The sequence below is a fragment of the Salibacterium sp. K-3 genome, assembly GCF_054052005.1.
Window position 1 is genome coordinate 547002 of the sequence record NZ_JBSVZE010000002.1, and the last position, 17093, is coordinate 564094.

Below are 17093 nucleotides of genomic sequence, written 5' to 3' on the forward strand. Positions count from 1 at the left end.
ACCTCCTCTAATAATTCACCCATTTCTTCTGGCCGAGCCACTGCACGGCTGTAATAATAAGCAGGATGCCGAGCAGGGTAATCGCAATCGCTGAAGCATACCCGGATTTCAGATTTTCAAATGCCTGTTCGTACAGGTAGTACACAATCACAGAAGTCGAATAGCCCGGACCGCCTTCTGTCAGCACCACAATCAGCTCAAATGATTTAAAGCTGTAAATGATGCCTGTAATCAATAGAAAAAAAGTCGTCGGAGAAAGCATCGGAATCGTGATGTTCCGAAATTTCACCAAGGCGGAAGCCCCGTCCATATCCGCCGCTTCATACAAATCCGACGGAATATTCTGCAAACCGGCGAGATATATGATGAGATTAAACCCTATCGACGTCCAGACGGTAATCATAATGACGGAAATCAACGCCCAGTTCGAGTCCGCGAGCCACTTCGGCGGATTATCGATGCCGACCGACATCAAAAACTCATTAATGGGGCCGTATGTCGGATGAAACAACAGTTGATACACGATCGCAATCGCCACAATACTTGAGATATAAGGCATAAAATACACAACTTTGAAAAATCCCTTGAAGTATACATGCTTATTGATAATAACGGCAAGTACGAGCGACAGAGCCATCGTTAATGGTACAGCCAGGATCAGCCAGAAGTTGTTCACCACGGATTGGATAAAAGGTTCATCCTGCACCATCGTCCTGAAGTTCTCCAGTCCTACGAAATTCAGGCTTTCAAATCCGCTGATAAAGACCCAGTCCGTAAAACTGACAACAAGAGCGATAATAATAGGAATAATTATCAAAATGGTCGTTCCAATCAGCATCGGAGCAACAAAAAGATAACCCGCGAGGTTTTCCTTGAATTTAATGCTTTTAAAGCGGCTCCCCTGCTTCACTTTTACTTTTTCCGCATATTCTGCCTGCGTTTCATTCACTGCCAACGTTATCACCCCCATGTCTTGGCAGACTGTTGAAACTGTATGTTTAGTGTATGCGCTTTCAGTATTGTGCACATGGAATATATTTGACTGAAAAGAAAAGAATTTTGCTTTTTTAACACGTCCGGTGATACAGTCAAATTCTTTTCAGAATGAGCAAAATTTTTATATGTAAGCGCATACAAAAAGAGGTAAAATGAGAACCATTATGGACTTTCATGAAAGGGGGACCGCAGCGCAACGGGCGGATACTATCCTATCAAAAGAAAAGGAGTTGTAAACTTTGATGCGGAGGAACCGATTGGCATGTGCTGCACTATTTCTTGTTTTACCAGGTCTGGCGGCTGTGGCAGCTGGTAACGATGTTCAAGCTGATGAAAACAGGGAAACGATCACCGTCAATGGAAATGATGTAGACGAACACAACCGGTTTAAAGGCTTCGGAACGGTATCGGCAAATAACACGTCCCGGTTGATGATGGATTATAAGGAAGAACATCCGGACGCTTACTGGGAGATCATGCATCAACTATTCGATCCCGAAACAGGTGCCGGACTGGCACATGTGAAAGTCGAGCTGGGTGCGGATGTCAACTCTTCATCCGGAACGGAACCAGCCACAAAACGATATGCGGATGAACCTGCCGATGTACTGCGCGGAGCCGGTTTTCAGTTTGCTGCCGATGCGAAATCCATCAATGAAAATATTACGACCGAGATCCTCCGCTGGGGAGAACCACGATGGACCTGGGAAGGCGCAGCGGACGGGAATTATGAAAACAGATATCAATGGTATAAACAAACCATCGATGCGGTGGAAGAAGAATATGGATTTAAACTTGATTATGTTGGTGTATCCCAAAACGAACGGGCCCAGAACGGCAACGGGAGAATCGATGAAGAGTGGCTGCAGTATTTCACCTCTGCTTTAAAAGAGGAGCCCAATTATGAGGAGGATTACGAGGACATCAAACTTGTCGCCGCCGACGGGTACCGGGATACATCTTCTATCAGCCAGGTACTGCTCGATCATGAAGACCTCCGGGAAGAGATCGATGTGATCAGCACTCATTATGAGATATCCGGCTCCGAAGAACTGGCGGAACTTCAGAACACTCTTACCAGTAATGGAAAAGAACCGAAAGAAATCTGGATATCGGAAGGAATTGCTCCCATGATTAATGCCCGTTACCGGGACAATATGGAACCCGATTACAAAGGGCTTGGTGGACAAGCCGGGATTGTAGATGTCACGTCCCGTATCATCTCTGCTTATACGTGGACAGGCGCCGGTGATTATTCACTGAATGCTGTCTCTTTTGACTTTCAGCCTTCTGTCGCTGCTTTTTACCAGGGAGCCACGTACAATCCAAAACAATTGATCGGTGCCATGGATCCCTGGTCTGGTTTTTATGAGGCCGATGGGGGCATTCAGGGCGTCCGCCACGTCATGAATTTCGTTGAACACGACGACCCCTCTACTTCACAAAATGAACGCTGGCAGTATATAAAAGACGCAACGTACAGCGACGGCGAATTTTTCGACGGTGGAGTGGACGTGGATACGAGCACGCATAATTACATGACCCTGAAAGATCCCGAAACGGATGATTACTCCACCATTTTCGCCAATAATACAGAGGACACACGACGCTATACGATTCAGGCGGAACAGTTAAACGGAAAAGAAAATGCTCCTGTTTACGTCTGGGAAACGAAAGGGCCGGAGGAAGGAGAAGCGATCGATGAAAACTGGTTCCAGCATGTAGATACCATCACCCCGGAAAATGGAGAGTATGATATTGAAGTCGGTCCTTACTCCCTTATTACTGTATCCACCCTGGACAAAGAAGCCGAAGTGGAAAACTTCGCCTATGAATCCAATCCTGTAGACATCTCAGAGGATTCGATTCTTCCGCTTCCCTATGAAGATGATTTCGAATACGAGGAGTACGGGGAAGATGAGGAAGGCAGAGATTATGTGGAACGGCGGAGCGGCACACCGCGTTACACGACCGATCAGCTCGGTGCGTTCGAGGTAGTAAAAAACGCAACGAAGCCCAAAGAACAAGGCAGCTCCGAGCGTATCGAACGTGACATTCCGGAAGCGGACAAACATGGGAACATGCTGCAACAGAAAATCACACCTGATATTATCGGAGCGGACTGGGCTGTTTGGGGCGGTACAGACGGTTCAGCTGCCGGCAGCAATCCCAATACGAATATCGGCGACCACCGCTGGGTCAATTATAAAGTGTCTTACGACTTTCTGCTCGACACCTATACTCCGGAAGCCGAAAACAGAAGAAACTATGCTCTCATCGGAGTTCGTCAGGTCAAGTCGGGCGGCGGTGACTCCCAGGCGCCCTACTATGCCAAAGTGTATAAAGATGGAAGCTATGAGATAGTGAAACTTGGAAACATTGTGGAAGAAGGCACTATAGATGGTTTTAATAACAAGGAATGGCACAATATCGCACTGGAAGCTAAAGAAAATGAATTCACGCTCTATCTGGACAATGAAGAAATTGCAACCTACACCGATGAAGATTACACCGTGATGGCGGGAAGAGTATCCCTTGGTTCCGGTTATTATCAAACACTCATTGATAACCTGAAAATAGAACCGGTCGATGGATATTCCTATGAGTCAAAAAAGTGGGACAATGCTCAAGGAAAAAGCTATGATACAAAAGAAGAAGCAGCCGCGGATAACGACGACCTGAACCCGATTGGGTATATCGGCGATTGGGAATACAGCCAGACCGGCTATGATCATTTTAACCGGACCCTGATGACCGCAGAAACCAACTTCCCTGTCTGGAATGGTATAACCGTCGGCCATGAAGATATAACGGAAACAGAGGGAACGTTAAACAAAGTATTCTACTCCGGAGACTGGTCCTCCAATGGAACAAATGCCTGGGGATCTGATGGGGATTCCTTTGAAATCACATTCGAAGGAAATGAGATCCGGTTATACGGCATAACGAATCCAGCCAACGGAACGGCCGATGTCTATCTGGATGGCGAACCGGCCGGGGAAGCAGACTATCTGAACAACAGTGAAATGGAGCAGATGGTATGGTCCGCCGATAACCTCGAAGAAACAACGCATACGGTAAAGGTCGTGGCGAAGGAAGACTATACCAGTTTCACACGGGCAGAAGTAGAAACCTCAGAAGAGCAGCCGATCACTGCTGTTGATACGTTAGCTCCGGATGATTTCACCGCTGTCTCAGAGGATTCGGAAATCGGAAACGAAGAAAATACCGTGTACGCCTATCGTGAAAACGGCAATACATGGGGGGCCAACAGTACCAACGCCTGGGCAGCTTTTGAAGACAATCCGTACATTCTTGTCCATTTCACAGGAACCGGGATTGATTATTTAGCCGGAACCGGGGAAGAAACCGCCTATGATGTGGAACTGGACGGAGAAGATATGGGCAGCCACACCGTAGATCCAGACACGGGCATCCGCTATTCCGTGAGAAATCTGGAGGAAGGGCAGCACACACTGAAAGTGTCTTTAGGCAGCAATGATGCAGAGGAAACGTACATGGATTACCGCGGCGTCAATATTCACAGCACCCCGGATCTGGATGAAGAGAAGAGCAGCATGGTATTTGACTTTGAAGGCTCTGGATTTAACTTGTTTGGAGCAACCCCGGACGCGTTAATTGATGTCTATGTAGATGACCAGCTTATCAAGGAGGATTACCGGATTCATGCCACCGGTGCCAGACAGACTTCCTATATGCTGCGCGGCCTTGAAAACAAAAGCCATACCGCCGAGATCGTTGTCAAAGGCGGAAGCTTTGAACTGGACGGCATCGACATCATTACGGGAGAAAGTACTGTAGAAGCAGATAAGACTGATCTGCAGGAGTTATTTGATGCCCAACAGGACAAAAGCCATAAAGAGTATACAAAAGACAGCTGGAAGTCATTCCACAAAACCCGGCAGCATGCCAAGCAGGTACTGAAAAATCCACAGTCCTCCCAGATTGAAGTGTATGCTGCAGAAATCTCCCTGCAGCAGGCAGTGGATGGTTTAGTAGAAGCATAAATAAGGATTCCATCGGGAACTTCGATCCGTTGACGAGGATCGAAGTTCTTTTTCTTATGAAATCATCGAATTGCTCGCAACATCTCCATTTTCGCTCGCAATCGACATGAAATCGCTCGTAAAGTCCAGCATTTCGCTCGCAACGCTTCCCCTTTCATCAACGCTGCCACACGACATCATTTCTCACGAGAAAGCGTCCGTTAAACTGAATCGGCACGCCTTTGCCGCCGCGCTCAGCGTGGATATGAAGGTGGGGTTCGGTCGTGTTGCCGGAGTTGCCGACAACACCGATCCGGCCGCCTTTCTGCACCTCGTCTCCTTCTTCCACCGCCACGCTGCCCTCCTGCATGTGCGCCATATGTACCTGAACGTCCTGGTCCGCGCACGTTATCTCTACGAAATTGCCTCTCGGCTGATCCGGATTGGTCTCGGGCGGCGTCAGGTCCGGCAGGCTGCTGCGGCTGGCGGCCACTTCTCCCGTACACGGGCTGTACAGGGTTTCCCCGTAGATGTGGTATGCCCCCAGATGCTCCGGATAAATCCCCGCGGCCCTTGCGCCTGCCGCGTTCAATTTAACGAGATCCACCGCGTACTCCTGGGCGGGGTGGGAGTTATGGTAATTGATCTGCGTGTGACTGCCGCCCTGCCCGACGTAATACAGGCCGTCCTGCATCGGGAAGGAGAGCTCCACCGCTTCTTCCTCCGCATTGTAACCACTGAAAATCCAGATATTGTACATTCCGAAAATCAGCAGCAGCGCCGCATTGATACCAATCGACCATTTCCGGCTCCGGGTGTATGTCACGCGGAACGGCTGCGGTTTTACTTTCCGCCAGGTGAAAAGAAGCGCCGCGGGCAGCACGAGCAGCCACGCGAAACGAAAGTAATAGCTGAACCAGTCCCACGGCTGGGCAAAAAAGATCCAGCTGATAAATGCCGTCGTGAACAGAGCCTGCATGATCCATTCGAGCTTACTCTCCTGTTTGGCCCGCCACAGCGAAATGAGAAATGCTGCCGGCAGCAGAAATTGAAACATCATTAATTGAATGATAGTCCCCGTCATGTTCTTCCTCCTCTATGATCAAGCGGCATAAGGGAAGAAAGCCTTATGCCGCCTGAACCTTTTTTTAATCTAGTGAAAACATCGGTCAAAACATCGAAGCGCATCCTGCACACAACATTCCAAACAGTAATCGTCGCAGGATCTGCATCGGGAAAGACACTTGTATAATTTATCGGTGCATGCCAAAAGGCATTCACGTTTCGATTCAAAGTCGCAATGGTGATATCTGTTTAATTTTCTTATACTGTCTTCACAGCCGCATGGTCTATGCCTGTGATGAGGACAACAGTCGTGTTCTCTCACTATCAGTCACCCCCTTTCCCAACAGACTATGCTGTAATAAAAGGGGGTGGTTGTATTCTTTCATTATGATATATTTTTCTATTTAATTATAGGTGAAACGACGCCGGCAAGAATGATCAAAAGTGATATGGAAGCCGTGATGGCAGGTCTTATCGATGCTTTATCGTCTTTAACTAAAGAAGTTATAGCATGAACGAGAGAAAACACAAACACAAACGGCCAGATAAACCAGGTCCAATAATAAAACATCGCTATCCCCTGCATCAGTTCAATCAACATTTTCTTTTCTCTCCTCTTCCTTTACTGCCACAGCCATCACCCTTCCACCATTTTCAAATAAGGAATTTCTTTCTCGCCTGCCACCGCCACATACACCTGGCTGTTCGTTTGATAGATGGTTGTGCCGACCGGCAGTTTGTTTGCCGTACCATCGTCAAATCCGCCCGGCCTGTCACTCTGTTTTGTGATGTTTCCCTTTTCTGCCTGTATCTTATAATCCGTATCTTCAACCCAGTCGACGCCTTCCGCGTTGGAATACACAACGCCGTCCAACATGAAAATGTCAGCGCCGTCTTCCTCCAGGTAGTCTTTTGGAGAGGGGTTCCCGAGCGCTTCGGGATCCATGCTTTTGCAGCCGGCTAACACCAGAAGCACCATCATCAAAGCAGTGATTTTTTTCGAAGCCATTCAACCGGGGCATCCTTCACACATGCCGCTTTTTTCCATTTTATCACAAGAATTTTCATTTTTTCGTGTTAAAATAAAGAGAAACATTTCCAACGGAAGAGGAGAACATCGTATGATTGCAGAAATGTATAAACGACGTGAAAAACTGGGGTATGTCTTTTTAGGATTGATGATACTGGTTTTTGCGGGATGGCCGTTGTTTCAGCCGCCGGAAACTACAGGAGACTGGCTGGAAATGCTCGTGTTTCTGTTACCGCTTGGATTTATTTTCTCCATCATTATGTCCAGCCGTTCCCACTACAACAAAGTCAGCAAGCTGGACATTCCCCCTTCCGACAAGCCGCTGTCCGACTTGAATCATGTCGTGATCAAAAAGGATGCGGCAGTCACCCCAAGGCTGCTCCTTTTTGAGAAAGACGGGAAGTTTATCGGCGTCGTGAAGCCGCAGCATGTCCCTTGGTGGCTGCTTCCGTTCAGCTTGTTTAACGAATCCATCGTTCACCTTTTTCCGTGTACGTATGAATTTCTCACTCACGACGGAGAAACGATCTTCACGTTCCGGAAAACAGGTTGGATCAAACAGGTAAGATTAACAATGTTTGACCGGGAAAACAGGGAGCTCGGCACGTACATACAAGAGGAGCTGAAGGGACTGTTTCGTATAAAGGGGCGGCTCTTTAACGAAAAGCAGGAAGAGATTCTCGACATTCACGCATCCGGCTTTTCCGGAGATTTCAGATGGCGGGATGAAGAAGGCACCGAGTGGGCTTATTTTTACAATGGAAAATTTCCTCACGAGTATACCTCCGTGTTCCGGGATTCGCAGAATGACATGGTTGAATTGTCGGACCAGCTTTCCTATCCCAATAAAATCCGGCTTCTCGCGGTGATTGGGTATTTGTTCACAGCCCGGGTGAAACAGTAATGCTCCGTTATAAATAATGACACTGTCACGTAAACTAAAAAACACGCTTTCCAGCCTGTAAAGGAGTGGGATAATGAATAGTTTAATTGTCGGCGGCGGAATTGCCGGACTGACATTGGCTGATGGTCTGCTCCGCTCCGGACACGCCGTGACCATCGTGGAAAAAGCATCGGAACTCCGTACGGAAGGCTATATGATCGATTTTTTCGGACCCGGGTACGCGGCAGCTGAAAACATGGGGCTGCTGTCTGAGCTGGAGAATATTCATTATCCAGTCGATTCATTGAAATTACTGAATCCGAAGGGGAAGGAGAAATCATCCATTCCCTACCAATCCCTGCGGAGTATGCTTCAGAACAGGCACTACAATTTCATGCGGGGGGACCTGGAACGTGTTTTATACGACCGCATCAAAGACCATGTCGATTTTCGTTTCGGTACCACCGTTCAATCGTTTACCCAGCGTTCTGAAGGCGTCGATGCCAAGCTCTCCGACGCTTCATCCTTCACCTGTGATCTGCTGGTGGGAGCCGACGGCATTCATTCCAGGGTCCGTTCCCTGACATTCGGAAACGATCCATCGCCCCTCCATTTCCTGGGGTACAACACCGCTGCCTTTATATTAGATGCGAACAGGTTGGATAAGAAATACCGTCAATCTTTCAATATGTTGATACGTCCCAATCGGCAGGTTTCGGTCTATCCGATCAGTGAAGGCAGAGCGGCCACTTTTTTCATGTACAAATCACCCCGCCTCGAGCATCCGATCACCAGAAAAACGATCGCCCGGGAGCTGCGGTCCCATTACAGCGATCTGGGGTGGATCATACCCGATTTGCTCGATTCGGCCGAAACAGCCTCGGATCTGTATTTTGACGAGGTGTCACAGGTACAGATGTCTGAATGGACGAACGGTCGTGTGACACTGGTAGGTGATGCCTGCCAAGCCGTTTCGTTGATTGCGGGACAGGGGGCGTCTATGGCCATGGCCGGCGCGTGGGTGCTCTCCTGCGAAATCGAAAAAGAACCGGATCTTTTCACCGCCCTCGAGCGTTATGAGCAGAGGATGCAGCCTGTCATTGCGGACATCCAACAATCCGGGCGGCGTTATGCAAAATGGTTTGCGCCGGAAAATCATATGACCCTTTGGCTCCGCGAGGCCGGCATGCGGCTGGCTGTCACTCCGCCATTCCGCCGGTTTATTCATTTGAATAGAGCTGAACTTCCATAGACATCCCCCGATGCAGAATATAATACGCAACCCTTTGGTTGACAGCAACCAAAAGGTTGCATATACTTGATCTATGAACGAAAACAAAGATGCTGTATTCAAGGCCCTTGCCGATTCCACCCGTCGGCTTATGTTAGACGAATTGTGCGAACGAAGCGAACTGACATTGTATGAACTGACGGCGCGTCTCATTATGAAGCACGATCTTTCCATTTCAAGGCAGGCGATTGCTAAACACCTTACCGTACTAGAAGATGCAGGTCTCGTCCATTCCAAGCGCAAAGGAAAATACCGTGTGCTTATTTTTCACAACGAACCGCTGAAAAATCTGCTCGAAGGATGGATAGAATAGAGCCAAAGGAGGCTGTAAAACGATGAACATTATTGTTACCAGCGTATTTGTGGAAGATCAGGAGAAGGCTCTGGAATTTTATACGGAGAAGCTGGGGTTTGTAAAAAAAGAAGATGTCCCCGCCGGTGAGGCGAGATGGTTAACCGTTGTCTCTCCCAACGATCAGAATGGTACCGAGCTTTTACTCGAACCGAACGGGCATCCTGCCGCCAAAGAGTATCAGGAAAAATTGACGGCTGACGGCATCCCGGCGACGATGTTCGGCGTGGAAGATATTCATGAAGAATACAAACACCTGCTGGAAAAGGGCGTCACCTTCACGATGGAGCCGACGGAAATGGGAGACGTTACCGTCGCTGTCTTCAATGATACATGCGGGAATCTTATTCAGATCGTGCAGCAGTAATAGGTGACGAGTTGGTCCGTTCTGTCCCTTTTTCCGGCCGGGGCGGGCTATCCCTGATTTTCCCTGCCCTGCAGATAGTTTTCGTACGCCTCTTTTGCTTTATCTTGTTTTGGCGCCACCTTGGACAACCTGTTATGGAGGTCATGCAGCAGGTACAGTCCTCTGAATAAGGATCCCGCCACAATGCCAAACGCTATGATGCCGCCAACGACAGGCCCCATCATAACCAGCAGAAAACCTGCTGCAACGGAAACCATAATGGATAGTATCAAATACAATGCCATTCCCCTTTTTCTTTTTTTGAAAATACACATCTTTTTATTACCTTATTCTAACATATCTAACATTTATATAACTTCCATAACTCTATATAGAGGTGAATCATAAATGAAGTATTCAAATAATATATACCCACCTCCATAAACAAACAGTTTTGCTTCCCAAGCTTCACAAGACTGTTTATTTTATTACTGCTTCATCTGCATTCCTCCTGACACTTTTGTCTATTCACAAACCTTTTTTAGATTCCAGTGTGTAACGGTGATCTCCGTGTTATCTCCCGCCTGAAAAGTTACATCTTCTTCCTTCTTATCATCAAAAATCCGTGCTGAAAATACCGCCTTGCCGTCATTAACGAACAATTCGATGGAAGATGTATCCTTATAAACCTTTAAATGAGTTAACTCGTCCAGGACACAATGCCGGGTTTCAAATCTTTCGTGCTCTGCAAAGCTTCGCCGTTTCAATGTCATGGTTTGTTCCGGCTTACCGTAGTGGATGGTCGTACTTCCAATAGTTAAGGTAAAATACTCCGCCTCACGTCCGTAAAAACTGAGATCCAGTTCAAACGCTCTTCCCATCGGGGATGGCAGAGTATAACTCTCATTATTGCTGAACATAAAGGATGTTTGGTGACCTTCCCCTTCCCGGAGAAGTGACATCTCATGTACCGGCCGCTGCCTTAGTCCGCCGTTTTCCCAGCTCAACTCACGCGGGATGGTCAGGGCGTGAACCCATCCATAATGTGTGGTAGGGTGGTATGCTTCCTCTTCTGCTGTTCCCATCCAGGCGGCCATAATCCGGCGGCCTTTATCATCCAGCATCGTTTGCGGCGCATAAAAGTCAAATCCTCTGTCCAGTTCGGTGAAATCCCCGTGCTGAAATTCGATTGTGTCATCGTCCATTTTCCCCGCTACAAACCCTGACTGATAAATATTATTGTACAGATACCCTTGAGAACTCAGCCCCTGCGGGGAAAAAATCAGAATATCCTGCTGATCCAATGGAAAAAAATCAGGACATTCCCACATATAACCAAAGGCGCCAAGGCCGTTTAAACCACTTCCCGCAATCGGTCCTTTATACACCCAGTTCTCCAAATCATCCGATGTATGCCAGACAACCGCTCCATTCCCTTTTTCGGTTTGTGCACCAAGCACCATATGCCACTCGTTATGCCTGTAAAACACTTTCGGATCACGGAAATGGGCAGTGTATCCTGCAGGAACATGAAGGACGACACCTTTCTTTTCAAAATTCAAGCCATCCTCAGAAACAGCTGAACATTGATACGAAAAACGATTGCCGGCATCATCCCTCACATTGCCTGTATAAAAGACATATAATTTGTCCTGATAAACAACGGCACTCCCGGAATAACAGCCGTCCCTGTCGTACCACTGATCCGGCGCCAGGGCCGGAGGGGCGCTTTCCCAATGAACCAGATCCGGTGATATATAGTGACCCCAGTATTTGCTGCCGTGATCAGCCGCAAATGGGTTCCATTGATAAAAAAGATGATAATGTCCGTTAAAAAAGACAAAACCATTTGGATCATTCAGCAACCCTGCCGGCGGCATTAAATGAAAATGCAGCCGGTAAGGATCACGTGATACGATATGTTGATATTCATCTGCCCGATGTTGTGCAAGTTCATGTAATTCCGAAGAGTTCTGTTTCATTTTCTTTCATTCTCCTAAATCAAAGAGGTTTGTGGTCTATTGTTCTATTTCATTACTTTGCAGTTTCTCATCAGAATAACCGAAGAACCAGGTTAATAAAAACGCAATGCCGATTGCCACCATATTAACGAGAAGATACAGAAAAATGGTCTCATTTAAATACAATAAGGTGCCTGGAATAACCGTGATCGCCATTCCTGTTCCTGCAAGGCCGCTTACGGATGCGAGAAATCCTCCGGCAGCACCGCCGATAATTCCCATAACAAACGGTTTAACATACCTCAAATTAACTCCATATATTGCCGGCTCCGTTATTCCCAGAAAAGCAGACAGGGAAGAGGGCAGCGCGAGTGCTTTTAATTTTTGTGATTTTGTTTTCAGCCCGACAGCTAAGGCCGCCCCGCCCTGGCCTGCAATGGAAGCCGTAATAATTGCGTTAAACGGGTTTTCTCCGGAATTTTCAAGAAGTTGAATCTCCAGCAAGTTAAAAATGTGGTGTACACCTGTAATGACAATAATCTGGTGAAAGAACCCAAGAACCAAACCGGATATGCCGAATGGAAGGTTTAATGCAGCCATCGTTCCTTGTAAAATATACTCTTCCACCGCATGGAAGATCGGGCCGATAGCAAACAGGGCCGCTACACTCATGACTAATAATGTTAAAAATGGCGTGACAATCAAATCAAGGGCTTCAGGCACCCATTTCCTAATCCGTTTTTCCAGTTTTGCCCCAATAATGCCGGCAAAAAAGGCTGGAAGTACAGCTCCCTGATACCCGACAACCGGGATAAATCCAAAGAATATCAACGGTTCAGCCCCTTCGGCCACTCCCCATGCATTCGGTAATGAAGGACTTACCAGCATTAACCCGAGCACGATACCAATAATCGGCGTTCCGCCAAAGACTCTGAATGTCGACCATGCTACAAGTGCAGGCAGAAAGATAAATGCAGTATCTGTCAGAATTTCGGTGTACAGCGTAAGATTTTCAGGAATATCTTCAGGGGTCAGGCCAAACATGCCCAGAATCTGTTCCTGCACCAACAGACCGCGTAATCCCATAAATAAACCTGTCGCGACAAGGACTGGAATAATCGGGACAAACACATCACCGAATGTTCTAATCCACCGTTGCAGCGTATTTCCTTGCTTGGATTGATCTTCTGATGATTCACTTTTTGATTCGCCGCCTATACCAAGTTTCTGTATTTCCTCATATACCCGGTTAACAATTCCGGTGCCAAGAATGACCTGGAACTGGCCGGAGTTGAAGAATGCTCCTTTTACTTTGTCGACTTCCTCCACTTTTTCCTTTTCAACCTGTGCCTCGTCGTTCACCTGGAATCGCAGCCTTGTAGCACAATGGACGACTGAATCGATATTGTCGTATCCACCTACGGCATCAATAATTTCCTTTGCGATCTTCTGATTCTCCGACACCTCTCGTCACTCCTTTATAGTTGATTGAAATATGATGGAATCGATCTCACATCAGATAAAATGAATATGTGGTATCGATTCCACATTGATAAAAAAATATATAATTCCCCTATAATTCGGTAATTACCTGCTCATGCGATACTGCTTCCATGATTTTCTTATTTTTCGAAGCTCTGGTACCTCCTTATAACTTTTTTAAAAGCGTTTTCATATTACATAAAAATAGTGATGTGGTACCGATCCCATGTTGATGAAAATGAATGGAATCGATTTCACATAACTAATCATACACTCTCACGAAAAATCAGTCTATAGTTGAGCACCATTTTTTTATGATTTTTTTGCGTCTGAAGCATTTCCATCATTTTCCTCCCTGCTTCCATTCCCGCTTCTTCATTTTGATAATCAACGGTTGTAAGAGGCGGATCCACGTATTGAGAAATTTCGGAGTTACCAATGCCCGTGACCGCTATATCTTTTGGTATATGATATCCTTGTTGCTTGAGATATGTCATCGCGCCGACAGCCAGCCTGTCCGTCACGGCAAAGACTGCAGTGGGCTGCTGATCAGCATACGCCAGTATCGCCTGCATCGCATCGTAACCAGAATCGATATCAAAGACTGCTTTCTGAATCCAGGCATCTTCAACAGGGATCCCGGTTCCGGCCATTTCGTCCAGATAGCCTTTTTTGCGTAGATAGCCGACAGCCTTGTCAGACTCGTCAACTCCAATAAAAGCGATTTTCTCGTGCCCTTTTTCAATCAGAGTGGACGTTACCTCCCTCGATACTTCATAATCATTATAAACAATACTGGTAATGCCTTCTGCTTCCTGCCCCAGAATTATAAGGGGAATGGAAAGTTGTCTTATCTTTTCCATCAAAGCGGGTTCCGTGTTGGTCGCTATCAGGACAATTCCATCCACTTGGCGGACTCTCAGCAGATCAAGGTACTCTATTTCCTTTTCCCTGTCCAGGTTCGTATTGGCAAGCAGAATTTCATAACCTTGCTCTGATAATACTTTCCCAAGTCCGGTAACAACCTTACTTGATGTTTCCGTCTGGATGGTAGGCAGAATAACCCCTATCACTTTGGTCTTTTTCGTTCTCAATGATTTAGCATATTCACTTGGCATATAACCGGTTTCTTCGATAACCTTATCGATTCGTTTTCTGGCATCTTCACTGACGTAACCGGAATTATTTAACGCCCGCGAAACCGTTGAACGTGATACATTCGCCATTTCGGCAATATCGCTGATCGTGATCAAATCGTATGTCCCCTTGTTGTTCGGTAAGATAGGTTCCAAAGATCTAATGAATAGGCAGCAAAATCAGCTGCTGTTCAGACTCAGGTACACCCTGAGATTACTCCGTTAAACACAGGATTGTAGAGTATTATAACATTTTCAATAACAAATCATAACTCTAATCGAACAAAAAGAGTCTGCGGAAGGTAGTGCCCGATTCAGCGTGTCATGGATGACGCGGAAGGAAAAATGGAAGAAACGTTGAAACAGCGGAAAATAGCTGATCTTGCAAAACAGACACCGTCCGTTCTTTAACTTCTCCATTGTCTTTTATAGATATTAACCATCTATAATATCCATTTATCACCCCATACTTACGTTTCGCTGCTCCTGTGTGCTGTAAACGTCGTTATGACCCATTTTACGTTACGTTTGACTGATACCCACCCGTCCAAAACGGTCTTATGAACGGTTTATACTTACGTTTTCGCTTATCTTTCGTCTCTTTCTGTCCGTATGACGAAAAAAAGTCCCCGCCGTCCGGGGCTGATTCTCGAAAACACCAAAAAAAATGGAGGAATTCACGATGAATGAAGAATATAGGTTCACTTCCGAAGCGGCCCGCGCCTATGATGAGAACACCCGCATCTCGCTTCCCACCTATGACAAGCTTTTTTCGATGGTACAGTCGTATTTCCGGTCTCACGTCAATGAAACGGCGTCCCTCCTGATAGCGGGAGCCGGCGGCGGCAATGAACTTGCCGCCTGGGGACCGTCCAACCCGGGATGGACCTTCACCGGCGTCGATCCGTCGAAAGATATGCTGGATACTGCGGATGAGAAAGCCGCACAGCTGGATATTAACAACCGGGGCCACCTCATGCAGGGGACCGTGGACGATCTGCCGCTGCAGGAACCGGCTTTCGACGCGGCAAGCTGCATCCTCGTTCTTCACTTTATTCATGATGAAAAGGAAAAACGGCATCTGCTCCAGTCCATCAGGAAACGTCTGAAGCCCGGTGCACCGTTCGTCCTCGTGAGCGCTTACGGGGAGGTGGACAGCAGCGAACTGCAGAACCGGCTGAATGTGTGGAAAAGCTTCGGCGTTGATGCCGGACGCGATCCGGATCATATGGACGAGATGACCGGCAAACTGAAAGAGCAGGTGTCGTTTCTGCCGGAATCGCAAATCGAACAGCTCCTCGCAGCATCCGGCTTCACGAATATCACCCGGTTTTATTCGACCGGGATCATGGGAGGGTGGATGTGCCACTCGGATTGATGGTGCGGAAGCGGCCTCACCGTTCCAGCGACGCTTTCATTTCCTCGACGCTTTCCACCTCAAAGCCAAGGTCGGCAAGCATACTCTGATCTTCCGAGTCTTCCTGTCCTTCGGTTGTTAAGTAATCGCCGATAAAAATGGAATTCGCCGCATACAACGCAAGCGGCTGCAGGGAGCGGAGGTTTTCCTCCCGTCCTCCGGCGACACGGATTTCTTTAGCCGGATTGATAAAACGAAAAAGTGCCAGTACTTTCAGGCAGTACAGAGGATTCAGTTCATGAACACCTTCAAGCGGCGTGCCGTCAATCGCGTGCAGAAAGTTCACCGGAATCGAATCGGCATCGAGTGCTTTTAAACTTTCCGCCATATCCACAAGATCCTGTTTTGATTCTTTCATGCCGGCAATGACTCCGGAACAGGGAGACATGCCGGCATGTTTTGCGGTATCGACGGTATTCACTCTGTCTTCATAGGTATGAGACGTGGTGATCGCGGAGTGGTTCTTTTCCGACGTATTCACATTATGATTATAGCGGTCCACGCCGGCTTCCTTGAGGCGCTGGGCCTGTTCCGGTTTCAACAGTCCGAGACAGGCGCAGATTTTCATGCCGTACGTGTTTTTTATGTCTATGACAGCTTCCACGAGATGGTCGATGTCTTTATTTGCGGGCCCGCGCCCGCTTGCCACTATACAGTATGTACCAATATCCCGTTCATAAGCCCTCCTGGCTCCTTCCAGCAGCGTCTCTTTTGTTACCATGCTGTACGTATCCACCGGAGCCGTCGACACAGCGGACTGTGCACAATATCCGCAGTTCTCCGGGCAGAGCCCTGATTTGGCATTCATAATCATATTCAGCTTCACTTTTTTCCCGAAATGCTTTTTTCTAATGAGAAAGGCAGCGTGCATGAGCGGCAGTATGTCGTCATCCGGGCATTCCAGCACCGCCAGGCTTTCCGTTGTAGTCAGGCTACCGCCCTCCAAGACCTTATCTGCAAGTTCCATCCACTGATTCATCTTATATCCTCCATTCTTCATGTTCATCGTAAACCTAATATACTATAAGGTTTACGATATAACAATACGAACAGCAGGAAAAATAACTGCAGCGTGAATGGATGCTTTCCCTCCTCTTTTATGAGCCGGGTTCCTTCTTTAATACATG

15 protein-coding genes are annotated in these 17093 nt (G+C 47.3%); 6 read left to right on the forward strand and 9 right to left on the reverse strand.

Going from position 1 to position 17093, the window contains the following annotated elements; all coding sequences use genetic code 11:
- Positions 1-7: 7 nt before the first annotated feature.
- Positions 8-949, reverse strand: coding sequence for a carbohydrate ABC transporter permease (locus ACW9JV_RS14870; protein ID WP_457336080.1), 942 nt, complete (start codon positions 947-949; stop codon positions 8-10).
- A 304-nt stretch (positions 950-1253) separates the two neighbouring features.
- Here ACW9JV_RS14870 and ACW9JV_RS14875 point away from each other — a divergent pair, with 304 nt between their 5' ends.
- Positions 1254-5024 (forward strand): S-layer protein, encoded by a 3771-nt coding sequence (locus tag ACW9JV_RS14875; protein WP_457335796.1) that lies wholly within the window; start codon positions 1254-1256, stop codon positions 5022-5024.
- A gap of 157 nt (positions 5025-5181) precedes the next feature.
- On the opposite strand, the gene ACW9JV_RS14880 is transcribed toward ACW9JV_RS14875, so the two are convergent.
- The 3 genes from ACW9JV_RS14880 to ACW9JV_RS14890 form a co-directional block, all read right to left on the reverse strand.
- Positions 5182-6087 carry a peptidoglycan DD-metalloendopeptidase family protein gene (locus ACW9JV_RS14880; RefSeq protein ID WP_457335798.1) on the reverse strand — a complete coding sequence of 302 codons (906 nt, stop codon included), beginning with the start codon at positions 6085-6087 and terminating at the stop codon, positions 5182-5184.
- Positions 6088-6468: 381 nt separating this feature from the next.
- Positions 6469-6669, reverse strand: coding sequence for a hypothetical protein (locus ACW9JV_RS14885; protein ID WP_457335800.1), 201 nt, complete (start codon positions 6667-6669; stop codon positions 6469-6471).
- 36 nt (positions 6670-6705) lie between these two features.
- Positions 6706-7077 carry a hypothetical protein gene (locus tag ACW9JV_RS14890; protein ID WP_457335802.1) on the reverse strand — a complete coding sequence of 124 codons (372 nt, stop codon included), beginning with the start codon at positions 7075-7077 and terminating at the stop codon, positions 6706-6708.
- A gap of 112 nt (positions 7078-7189) precedes the next feature.
- On the opposite strand from ACW9JV_RS14890, the gene ACW9JV_RS14895 reads away from it, so the two are divergent.
- From ACW9JV_RS14895 to ACW9JV_RS14910, 4 genes are all read left to right on the forward strand, one after another.
- Positions 7190-8002, forward strand: coding sequence for a hypothetical protein (locus ACW9JV_RS14895; protein WP_457335804.1), 813 nt, complete (start codon positions 7190-7192; stop codon positions 8000-8002).
- A 73-nt stretch (positions 8003-8075) separates the two neighbouring features.
- Positions 8076-9233 carry an FAD-dependent monooxygenase gene (locus ACW9JV_RS14900; protein ID WP_457335806.1) on the forward strand — a complete coding sequence of 386 codons (1158 nt, stop codon included), beginning with the start codon at positions 8076-8078 and terminating at the stop codon, positions 9231-9233.
- A 73-nt stretch (positions 9234-9306) separates the two neighbouring features.
- Entirely contained in the window at positions 9307-9585 is a 279-nt protein-coding gene (locus ACW9JV_RS14905; protein WP_457335809.1) for an ArsR/SmtB family transcription factor, read from the forward strand.
- Positions 9586-9607: 22 nt separating this feature from the next.
- The gene (locus ACW9JV_RS14910; RefSeq protein ID WP_457335811.1) at positions 9608-9991 is read left to right on the forward strand and encodes a VOC family protein; all 384 of its coding nucleotides are present in this window, start codon (positions 9608-9610) and stop codon (positions 9989-9991) included.
- A 47-nt stretch (positions 9992-10038) separates the two neighbouring features.
- Here the strand turns inward: ACW9JV_RS14910 and ACW9JV_RS14915 are convergent, their stop codons facing one another.
- The 4 genes from ACW9JV_RS14915 to ACW9JV_RS14930 all read right to left on the reverse strand — a co-directional run bounded on the left by ACW9JV_RS14915 (position 10039) and on the right by ACW9JV_RS14930 (position 14666).
- Positions 10039-10275 carry a hypothetical protein gene (locus tag ACW9JV_RS14915; protein WP_457335813.1) on the reverse strand — a complete coding sequence of 79 codons (237 nt, stop codon included), beginning with the start codon at positions 10273-10275 and terminating at the stop codon, positions 10039-10041.
- Between the two features lie 219 nt (positions 10276-10494).
- Positions 10495-11952, reverse strand: a complete 1458-nt coding sequence (locus tag ACW9JV_RS14920) for a glycoside hydrolase family 32 protein (RefSeq protein WP_457335815.1) — start codon at positions 11950-11952, stop codon at positions 10495-10497.
- 36 nt (positions 11953-11988) lie between these two features.
- The gene (locus tag ACW9JV_RS14925) at positions 11989-13395 is read right to left on the reverse strand and encodes a sucrose-specific PTS transporter subunit IIBC (protein ID WP_457335817.1); all 1407 of its coding nucleotides are present in this window, start codon (positions 13393-13395) and stop codon (positions 11989-11991) included.
- Between the two features lie 284 nt (positions 13396-13679).
- Positions 13680-14666 (reverse strand): LacI family DNA-binding transcriptional regulator, encoded by a 987-nt coding sequence (locus ACW9JV_RS14930; RefSeq protein ID WP_457335819.1) that lies wholly within the window; start codon positions 14664-14666, stop codon positions 13680-13682.
- A 565-nt stretch (positions 14667-15231) separates the two neighbouring features.
- Here ACW9JV_RS14930 and ACW9JV_RS14935 point away from each other — a divergent pair.
- Positions 15232-15927 (forward strand): class I SAM-dependent methyltransferase, encoded by a 696-nt coding sequence (locus ACW9JV_RS14935; RefSeq protein WP_457335821.1) that lies wholly within the window; start codon positions 15232-15234, stop codon positions 15925-15927.
- Positions 15928-15943: 16 nt separating this feature from the next.
- Here the strand turns inward: ACW9JV_RS14935 and bioB are convergent, their stop codons facing one another.
- Positions 15944-16945, reverse strand: coding sequence for a biotin synthase BioB (gene bioB / locus ACW9JV_RS14940; protein WP_457335823.1), 1002 nt, complete (start codon positions 16943-16945; stop codon positions 15944-15946).
- Between the last annotated feature and the right edge of the window lie 148 nt (positions 16946-17093).